General features: G+C 54.8%; 7 protein-coding genes. 4 read left to right on the forward strand and 3 right to left on the reverse strand.

Annotated features, from left to right (window positions below):
* Positions 1-159 precede the first annotated feature (159 nt).
* Positions 160-852, reverse strand: a complete 693-nt coding sequence (locus tag HMPREF9538_RS02655; RefSeq protein WP_002898152.1) for a DUF421 domain-containing protein — start codon at positions 850-852, stop codon at positions 160-162.
* A gap of 115 nt (positions 853-967) precedes the next feature.
* Here HMPREF9538_RS02655 and ycaO point away from each other — a divergent pair, with 115 nt between their 5' ends.
* The 4 genes from ycaO to pflA all read left to right on the forward strand — a co-directional run bounded on the left by ycaO (position 968) and on the right by pflA (position 7,237).
* Positions 968-2,728: a 30S ribosomal protein S12 methylthiotransferase accessory factor YcaO gene (gene ycaO / locus HMPREF9538_RS02650; protein WP_004150842.1), complete on the forward strand. Its 1,761-nt coding sequence runs from the start codon at positions 968-970 to the stop codon at positions 2,726-2,728.
* A 385-nt stretch (positions 2,729-3,113) separates the two neighbouring features.
* Complete coding sequence (focA, locus tag HMPREF9538_RS02645; protein WP_002898150.1) at positions 3,114-3,971, forward strand: formate transporter FocA; 858 nt, start codon at positions 3,114-3,116, stop codon at positions 3,969-3,971.
* A 51-nt stretch (positions 3,972-4,022) separates the two neighbouring features.
* Entirely contained in the window at positions 4,023-6,305 is a 2,283-nt protein-coding gene (gene pflB / locus HMPREF9538_RS02640; RefSeq protein ID WP_002898148.1) for a formate C-acetyltransferase, read from the forward strand.
* 191 nt (positions 6,306-6,496) lie between these two features.
* Positions 6,497-7,237, forward strand: a complete 741-nt coding sequence (gene pflA, locus HMPREF9538_RS02635) for a pyruvate formate lyase 1-activating protein (protein ID WP_002898145.1) — start codon at positions 6,497-6,499, stop codon at positions 7,235-7,237.
* 162 nt (positions 7,238-7,399) lie between these two features.
* On the opposite strand, the gene HMPREF9538_RS02630 is transcribed toward pflA, so the two are convergent.
* Complete coding sequence (locus tag HMPREF9538_RS02630; RefSeq protein WP_004150843.1) at positions 7,400-8,548, reverse strand: MFS transporter; 1,149 nt, start codon at positions 8,546-8,548, stop codon at positions 7,400-7,402.
* A gap of 274 nt (positions 8,549-8,822) precedes the next feature.
* Positions 8,823-9,686, reverse strand: coding sequence for a dimethyl sulfoxide reductase anchor subunit family protein (locus HMPREF9538_RS02620; RefSeq protein ID WP_004150844.1), 864 nt, complete (start codon positions 9,684-9,686; stop codon positions 8,823-8,825).

Raw genomic sequence — 9,686 nt, forward strand, 5'->3', positions numbered from 1 at the left:
GCCCGCGACCCGCCGCGGGCATAAGTTATTCCTGTGGCTATCGGTTTTATCATTCAGTGACAAGGTCCGCAATGGCTAAAACTCGCCGACGGTAAAACGCGGCCGCCGTCACACAACAGAATCTATCGGCTTGACGTAATAAAACCGACATATTTGCTGTCAGGTAAGCCGTTTCGCCCGGCTGGCCTTCGACCATTCTGCATTTGCGCAGCGCGGACATATTCGTTTTTCTCCCGCCTGCATCGCCATTACGATGCTGCAGCGCACGCAGGCATAGATCCCCTCTTGCGGAATGGTGGTATAGCGTGTGGTACAATGCGCTGGAAGGATCGATAATCCGGCCCTCACCTCTTCATCGGGATAATAAAACACGCTGATCTGCCCGTTGGTTTCGAGGATTGCCAGCCGGACCTGGCCAAGCTGCTCGACGCTGTTGACCCGCAGCTCCATAAAAAATTCGAATTCGGTCATGTTTTCCGCATGCAGCTTCTCCCAGGCCAACTGTCCCTCTTCCACCACTACGATAGGTTTCCCCTCCAGGAGATCCTCCAGCTTTTCGCTATGCCCCATCAGCCACATAATGCCGCGATACAGTAGCGCCAGCGTAACGAAGACCACCAGCACCGGCAGCAGCGGCACATCGTCATAAAACGCCACGTCACCCGCCGCCGAGCCGAGGGTCAAAATAATCAGCACCTCGAACAGCGACATCTGCCGCACGCCGCGCCGTCCGGTAATCTTGAGGAAAATAAAGACCAGAACGAAGGTATAGAGGCTGCGCAACGCCACCTCCGCCAGGAATTCCACCGGTACTTTATCGAGCGCCATCCGCTGCCAGTCAAAGGCTTTCATTTTCCATCTCCCTGTGTATTAAAGATGCCTCTAAGCATAGCCAGATGATGGAGATAGCACCTGTCAGATAAAAGCCGTATCATTGCGCGCTTTCCGTACGACAAAAGTGATCGCCATGACCCAAACGTTTATTCCCGGCAAAGATGCCGCCCTGGAAGATTCCATCGCTCGCTTCCAGCAGAAATTGCTCGACCTCGGATTTGATATCGAAGAGGCCTCGTGGCTGAACCCGGTGCCGCACGTGTGGTCCGTTCACATTCGCGATAAAGCGTGCGCGCTGTGCTTTACCAATGGTAAAGGCGCCACCAAAAAGGCAGCCCTGGCCTCCGCGCTGGGCGAATATTTCGAACGTCTGTCCACTAACTATTTCTTCGCCGACTTCTGGTTAGGCGACACTATCGCTAACGGCCCGTTTGTTCACTACCCGAACGAAAAGTGGTTCCCGCTGACTGAGGATGATGAAGTCCCGGAAGGTCTGCTGGATGCCCGCCTGCGCGCGTTCTACGATCCTGACGATCAGTTAACGGCCAGTATGCTGGTGGATCTGCAGTCGGGTAACGATGAGCGCGGCGTGTGCGGTCTGCCTTTTACCCGCCAGTCCGACGGCGAAACCGTCTATATTCCGATGAATATTGTCGGCAACCTGTACGTCTCCAACGGCATGTCCGCCGGTAACACCCGCAACGAAGCGCGGGTACAAGGTCTGTCAGAGGTCTTTGAACGTCACATTAAAAACCGCATCATCGCTGAAAGCATCAGCCTGCCGGAGATCCCGGCGGAAGTCATGGCGCGCTATCCGGGCGTCGTGGAGTCGATCGCCAAACTGGAAGCTGAAGGTTTCCCGATCTTTGCCTATGATGGCTCGCTGGGCGGCAAATATCCGGTTATCTGCGTCGTGCTGTTTAACCCGGCTAACGGCACCTGCTTCGCCTCCTTCGGCGCCCACCCGGACTTTGGTGTGGCGCTGGAGCGAACCGTCACCGAACTGCTGCAGGGCCGCAGCCTGAAAGACCTCGACGTCTTCACGCCGCCAACCTTCGATGACGAAGAGGTCGCCGAGCACGCGAACCTCGAAACCCACTTTATCGACTCCAGCGGCCTGATCTCCTGGGATATGTTCAAGCAGGACGCCGACTATCCATTCGTTGACTGGAGCTTCTCTGGTACTACCGAAGAAGAGTTCGCCACCCTGATGGCCATCTTCAAGGCCGAAGATAAAGAAGTGTACATCGCCGACTACGAGCACCTGGGCGTTTACGCCTGCCGTATCATCGTCCCGGGGATGTCGGACATATACCCGGCGGAAGACCTGTGGCTGGCGAACAACAGCATGGGCGCTCATCTGCGGGACACCATTCTGTCCCTGCCGGGCAGCGAGTGGGATAAAGAAGATTACCTGGCGCTGATCGAGCAGATGGACGATGAGGGTCTGGATGATTTCACCCGCGTTCGCGAACTGCTGGGGCTCGCCACCGGAAAAGACAACGGCTGGTATACCCTGCGCGTCGGCGAGCTGAAAGCGATGCTGGCCCTGGCCGGCGGCGATCTGGAACAGGCGCTGATCTGGACCGAATGGACCATGGAATTCAATGCTTCGGTCTTCAGCGCGGAGCGCGCGAACTACTATCGCTGTCTGCAAACCCTGCTGCTGCTGAGCCAGGAAGAAGAGCGTCAGCCGCTGCAGTACCTGAACGCCTTCATCCGTATGTACGGCGCCGACGCGGTCGAAGCCGCCAGCGCGGCGCTGAGCGGGGAAGCGCCGTTCTATGGTCTCCAGGCGGTCGATAGCGATCTGCAGGCCTTCCCGGCCCATCAGTCGCTGCTGAAAGCCTATGAAAAACTGCAGCGGGCGAAAGCGGCGTTTTGGGCAAAATAAGCCCAGCTTGCGCCATCGTTCATGCTTACAACGGAGCCCTCAGCGGCTCCGTTATTTAACCCTGAGAAAGCGCCTCCTATAATTTGTAGTTGTAAAGTTAATTAATGTTAAATAACGCCATTTCATCATTTATCAATTGTTAAATTTAATAAAAATACTCCATTTTAATTAACTCAAAAATGGGGGTAAAAAAGAAATAATTCAACATTATCTATAAAATTTAAAAATTATTTTCTATATATATTTCATGCAGTTAGAGGTAATTTCAATAAAAACCACACACTAAAAAGGCATATAGTTCCGGTGAGATATGATCTATATCAATTTCCATTCTATAATGCTTTGTTAGTATCTCACCGCCAACTTATATAAAGAGAGAGTTAGTGTGAAAGCTGACAACCCTTTTGATCTTTTGCTCCCTGCCGCGATGGCGAAAGTCGCCGAAGAAGCAGGTGTCTATAAAGCAACGAAGCATCCGATGAAGACGTTTTATCTGGCGATCACCGCTGGCGTTTTCATCTCCATCGCTTTCGTATTCTATATCACCGCGACCACCGGCACTGCCGCGATGCCTTATGGGATTGCCAAACTTATCGGTGGGATCTGTTTTTCTCTGGGTCTGATTCTGTGCGTTATCTGCGGCGCTGACCTCTTTACCTCTACGGTACTGATCGTGGTGGCCAAAGCCAGCGGTCGAATTACCTGGGGGCAACTGGCAAAAAACTGGCTCAACGTCTATTTTGGTAACCTGGTGGGCGCGCTGCTGTTTGTGCTGCTGATGTGGTTATCAGGCGAATATATGACTGCCAACGGCGGCTGGGGGCTAAACGTTCTGCAGACCGCCGACCACAAAATGCACCATACTTTTGTGGAGGCCGTGAGCCTGGGTATCCTCGCTAACCTGATGGTTTGTCTCGCCGTATGGATGAGCTATTCCGGTCGTAGCCTGATGGATAAAGCGATGATCATGGTCCTGCCGGTAGCGATGTTCGTTGCCAGCGGCTTTGAGCACAGCATCGCCAACATGTTTATGATCCCGATGGGTATCGTAATCCGCAACTTTGCAAGCCCGGAATTCTGGACCGCCATCGGTTCGACTCCGGAAAGTTTCTCTCACTTGACCGTTATGAACTTCATCACTGATAACCTGATTCCGGTAACTATCGGGAACATTATCGGCGGGGGTCTGCTGGTCGGGTTGACATACTGGGTCATTTACCTGCGTGGCAACGACCATCACTAAGGGTTGTTTCAGGCAGTAAATAAAAAATCCACTTAAGAAGGTAGGTGTTACATGTCCGAGCTTAATGAAAAGTTAGCCACAGCCTGGGAAGGTTTTGCGAAAGGTGACTGGCAGAATGAAGTCAACGTCCGTGACTTTATTCAGAAAAACTACACCCCATATGAAGGCGACGAATCCTTCCTGGCTGGCGCGACTGAAGCGACCACCAAGCTGTGGGACACCGTAATGGAAGGTGTAAAACAGGAAAACCGCACTCACGCGCCTGTTGATTTTGACACTGCCCTGGCTTCCACCATCACCTCTCACGACGCGGGCTATATCGAGAAAGGTCTGGAAAAAATCGTTGGTCTGCAGACCGAAGCGCCGCTGAAACGTGCGATCATCCCGTTCGGTGGTATCAAAATGGTTGAAGGTTCCTGCAAAGCGTATAATCGCGAGCTGGACCCGATGCTGAAAAAAATCTTCACAGAGTACCGTAAAACTCACAACCAGGGCGTTTTCGACGTCTATACCCCGGACATCCTGCGCTGCCGTAAATCCGGCGTGCTGACGGGTCTGCCGGATGCTTACGGTCGTGGTCGTATCATCGGTGACTACCGTCGCGTTGCGCTGTACGGTATCGACTTCCTGATGAAAGACAAATTCGCCCAGTTCAACTCTCTGCAAGCGAAACTGGAAAGCGGCGAAGACCTGGAAGCGACCATCCGTCTGCGTGAAGAAATCGCTGAACAACACCGCGCACTGGGCCAGATCAAAGAGATGGCCGCTAAATATGGCTATGACATCTCTGGTCCGGCGACCACCGCTCAGGAAGCGATTCAGTGGACCTACTTCGGTTACCTGGCTGCCGTGAAATCTCAGAACGGCGCGGCAATGTCCTTCGGTCGTACCTCCAGCTTCCTGGATATCTACATCGAGCGTGACCTGCAGGCGGGTAAAATCACCGAGCAAGACGCGCAGGAAATGGTTGACCACCTGGTCATGAAACTGCGTATGGTTCGCTTCCTGCGTACCCCGGAATATGATGAACTGTTCTCCGGCGACCCGATTTGGGCAACGGAATCCATCGGCGGTATGGGCGTTGACGGCCGTACTCTGGTGACCAAAAACAGCTTCCGCTTCCTGAACACCCTGTACACCATGGGGCCGTCTCCGGAGCCGAACATTACTATCCTGTGGTCTGAAAAACTGCCGCTGAGCTTCAAGAAATTCGCCGCTAAAGTGTCCATCGATACCTCTTCTCTGCAGTATGAGAACGATGACCTGATGCGTCCGGACTTCAACAACGACGACTACGCTATCGCATGCTGCGTAAGCCCGATGGTTGTTGGTAAGCAAATGCAGTTCTTCGGCGCTCGCGCTAACCTCGCGAAAACCATGCTGTACGCTATCAACGGCGGCGTGGATGAAAAACTGAAAATGCAGGTTGGTCCGAAATCTGAACCGATCAAAGGCGACGTCCTGAACTTCGACGAAGTAATGGATCGCATGGATCACTTCATGGACTGGCTGGCTAAACAGTACGTCACCGCGCTGAACATCATCCACTACATGCACGACAAGTACAGCTACGAAGCCTCTCTGATGGCGCTGCACGACCGTGACGTTATCCGCACCATGGCGTGTGGTATCGCTGGTCTGTCCGTTGCTGCTGACTCCCTGTCTGCTATCAAATATGCGAAAGTTAAACCGATTCGTGACGAAGACGGTCTGGCTATCGACTTCGAAATCGAAGGCGAATACCCGCAGTTTGGTAACAACGACCCTCGCGTCGATGACATGGCCGTTGACCTGGTTGAACGTTTCATGAAGAAAATTCAGAAACTGCACACCTACCGCAACGCTATCCCGACTCAGTCTGTTCTGACCATCACCTCTAACGTGGTGTACGGTAAGAAAACCGGTAACACCCCAGACGGTCGTCGCGCTGGCGCGCCGTTCGGTCCAGGTGCTAACCCGATGCACGGCCGTGACCAGAAAGGCGCAGTAGCCTCTCTGACCTCCGTCGCTAAACTGCCGTTTGCTTACGCGAAAGATGGTATCTCTTATACCTTCTCTATCGTGCCGAACGCGCTGGGTAAAGACGACGAAGTTCGTAAGACCAACCTGGCGGGTCTGATGGATGGTTACTTCCATCACGAAGCGTCCATCGAAGGTGGTCAGCACCTGAACGTGAACGTCATGAACCGCGAAATGCTGCTCGACGCGATGGAAAACCCGGAAAAATATCCGCAGCTGACCATCCGCGTATCTGGCTACGCCGTACGTTTTAACTCCCTGACCAAAGAACAGCAGCAGGATGTTATTACCCGTACCTTCACTCAGACCATGTAATTCCCTGTCTGACTGAAAAGGCGTACAATAAAGGCCCCACATCAGTGGGGCCTTTTTAACAAGCATTCCCCGCCCCAGCCTGCTTTGCCAGTTATCTATACTTTGGGTACCTGTCAAAACAGACTCGACGCAGCCGCTGAGCTGCGCACCAACACGGCCCCGGATGGGCCACATCTGGAGAAAACACCGCAATGTCAGTTATTGGTCGCATTCACTCCTTTGAATCCTGTGGCACCGTTGATGGCCCGGGCATCCGCTTTATTACCTTTTTCCAGGGCTGCCTGATGCGCTGCCTGTACTGCCATAACCGTGACACCTGGGATACCCACGGCGGCAAAGAAATCACCGTTGAAGAATTAATGAAAGAGGTGGTGACCTATCGTCACTTTATGAATGCTTCCGGCGGCGGCGTCACCGCCTCGGGCGGTGAGGCGATCCTGCAGGCGGAGTTTGTTCGCGACTGGTTCCGCGCGTGTAAGAAAGAAGGCATCCACACCTGCCTGGATACCAACGGCTTCGTACGTCGCTACGATCCGGTTATCGACGAGCTGCTGGAGGTAACAGACCTGGTGATGCTGGATCTCAAGCAGATGAACGATGAGATTCACCAGAACCTGGTCGGCGTCTCTAACCATCGTACGCTGGAATTCGCCCAGTATCTGGCGAAGAAGAATATCAATGTCTGGATCCGCTACGTGGTGGTTCCCGGCTGGTCAGACGATGATGATTCCGCGCACCGCCTGGGCGAATTTACCCGCGATATGGGCAATGTCGAAAAAATCGAGCTGCTGCCCTACCATGAGCTGGGTAAACACAAATGGGTAGCGATGGGCGAAGAGTACAAGCTGGACGGCGTCCATCCGCCGAAGAAAGAGACCATGGAGCGGGTAAAAGGCATCCTTGAGCAGTATGGTCACAAAGTAATGTACTAATCCCGCCCGGGCCGGTGATGCGCTTATGCCGGCCTGCAACGGCGTGGGAAGCTGTGTCCGCCCCGCCGTTTCATTCTCATGAAAAACGACTTGTCCTCTCTGCGGCAGTAAGCCTATGCGATTGCAGCAGATGACGCGCAGCATGCGCTGCGCGTTGCAGGGTCAGGCGTGCGCCACCGGCGTCGGATGATGCCCGGCTTTGCGCAGCAGGGTCAGCAGATAGATAAACGACACGCTGGCGATCATGATAAACAGCAGGTTGTCTGAGAAGTTCTGCATCAGCATCGCCGTCAGGGTCGGGCCCAGCAGGCTGCCGATGGTATAGCTCATCAGCAGCGCCTGATTCATCGCCACCAGCTGATGGTGCTCCACTTTTTCACAGGCCCAGGCCATCGCCACCGGATACAGCGTGAAACCAGATGCCCCAAGCACAAACAGCGCCGGGGCCATTGCCGCCTGACTAAGCATCGCCAGACATCCCAGAATGACCACAAAGACCTGTACCCGCAGCACCAGCAGGCGACCGTAGCGGTCTGCCAGGCGCCCTACCGGCCACTGGCCGAGGATCCCCGCACTCACCATCACCGCCATCCAGAAGCCGATGCCGGAGTCGCTGACGCCCTGATGGTTCAGCCACAGCGGCATCAGGCCATACAGCGAGCCGAGGACAATCCCCGAAATAATACAGCCATTGACCCCGTGGCGCGCCTGGCGTAGCTTCAGCATCGGCCAGATACGTACCGTTTCATGCGGCTCTTCTGCCTGCCCCATAATGCGGGTAAACAGCAACGGCAGGATCGCCGCCAGCGCCAGGCCGGTCACCCACGGCAGGACGCTCATTAAATCGGTGGGTAATTTACTGACCATCAGCTGGCCCAGTACGGTACCGACGTAATAGACCATCATGTACGCCGCCAGCAGACGACCGCGACTGCGGGAAGTGCCGCTGCAAACCAGCGCGCTTTCCACCACCACCCAGATCATCGCGCAACCTACGCCGGCGATAAAACGCCAGCTCAGCCATGTCCAGAAGCCAACGGTGATCCCCAGCCCTACGCAGCCGACGGCGAAAATTAACGATGCGAGATAATAGCTACGGTTAAACCCCAGGCGCTTGATCACCCAGCCGGCCAGCAACGTACCGGCCAGGTTGCCGGTAAAATAGGATGACCCCACCATGCCGACCTGCCAGGTTGGCATGTTTTCATGGGCGAGCCAGAGCGGGACGAGCGTATTCAGCACCGCTATCGCCAGGGTCAATAAAAGCAGGCCACAGAGCAGCATTTGCACTGGCCGGGTGTAGATGGTCATGGGTAAAAACCGTGAGGAATGTTCAGATCGCGAGCGCATCATGCCACTGCTAAAAACATTGTCAATCCACCTGAAATCAGGCGTGACGCGGTTTTGTCGGCTACGATAGAAGTTTTTTATCCAGAGGATGGAAAAAGGTGAGACAACAGATAATACGCTATTGTTTTTGCTAGTTTATTAATAAATGCCGAAGTTAATTTCAGTTGAAAAATTTCATCTATCGACAGCACGTTTTCATCATGCCGGTGGTTAGGCACCGGCATGATGGAGGTGGTTAACTGGCGACAGCCATCCCAACGGTCATATGCAGGCCATAGAATACGCCGCGGCCGATCATCTCTCCCGCCAGTATCAGAACAAAGGCCAGGCCGAGCAGCGAGACCGCCGGTTTGCGGCCGCGAATCTGCGGCACGCACCAGCAGGCCAGGGCCAGGGCCAGCAGCACCACGCGCCAGGCCATAAGCAACCCGTAATCCGGCACCAGGGCGGAGGCCTGCTGAACTGAGCTGCGGATAGTGGCAAGTTCACTTCCCTGCATCACGACCACCATAATACTGACCAGCAGCGCCAGCAAACTAACCACCGGCAGCAGGCGCAGCGCCCAACCATCGACGCCCGCGACGCGCAGCAGCAGGTAGCCCAGCAGTGGACCGCCGATAAACAGCGTCAGGAAGAAGCTCAGCGGCGTCCAAACGGTGTACCAGGTCGGCACCGTGTCGATGGTGTTGTACACCCGCACCATCATCCACACGAAAATCACGCCCAGCACCATGGTCACCACCAGCCACAGGCTCCGCAGGCCGGCAGGCAGCTTTTTGCACACGGCCAGCAGCCAGCCAATTCCGCCGACGGCGAAGAAGATCGCCCCGCTGGCTATTTCATTACTCAGCGACGAGGCTCCCACGCGATTCAGCGAATTAAAGGCCCGCAGCGGCGAGCCAAGGTGCATCGTCGAGGCAATAAACCCGATCCCCATCAATACCCACAGGCCGAACATGCTGCCCACCACGCGCTGCTCCTGCTCACGGGAAAGCTTGCCTGTCATCAGCGCCAGCGCCAGAACAATAAAGCCGCCTACGACGCACTGGCCGAAGACCGTAAAGACCATCAGCGGCCATTCATGCCATCCGTTTCCCAT

The sequence above is a fragment of the Klebsiella sp. MS 92-3 genome (assembly GCF_000195655.1).
Taxonomy (GTDB): Bacteria; Pseudomonadota; Gammaproteobacteria; order Enterobacterales; family Enterobacteriaceae; genus Klebsiella; species Klebsiella pneumoniae.

What these genes read in the sequence shown, in the direction of transcription:
- HMPREF9538_RS02655 (WP_002898152.1), bottom strand. Translation starts at nt 852, where the DNA reads ATGAAAGCCTTTGACTGGCAGCGGATGGCGCTCGATAAAGTACCGGTG.
- ycaO (WP_004150842.1), top strand. Translation starts at nt 968, where the DNA reads ATGACCCAAACGTTTATTCCCGGCAAAGATGCCGCCCTGGAAGATTCC.
- pflB (WP_002898148.1), top strand. Translation starts at nt 4,023, where the DNA reads ATGTCCGAGCTTAATGAAAAGTTAGCCACAGCCTGGGAAGGTTTTGCG.
- pflA (WP_002898145.1), top strand. Translation starts at nt 6,497, where the DNA reads ATGTCAGTTATTGGTCGCATTCACTCCTTTGAATCCTGTGGCACCGTT.
- HMPREF9538_RS02630 (WP_004150843.1), bottom strand. Translation starts at nt 8,548, where the DNA reads ATGACCATCTACACCCGGCCAGTGCAAATGCTGCTCTGTGGCCTGCTT.
- HMPREF9538_RS02620 (WP_004150844.1), bottom strand. Translation starts at nt 9,686, where the DNA reads ATGGGAAACGGATGGCATGAATGGCCGCTGATGGTCTTTACGGTCTTC.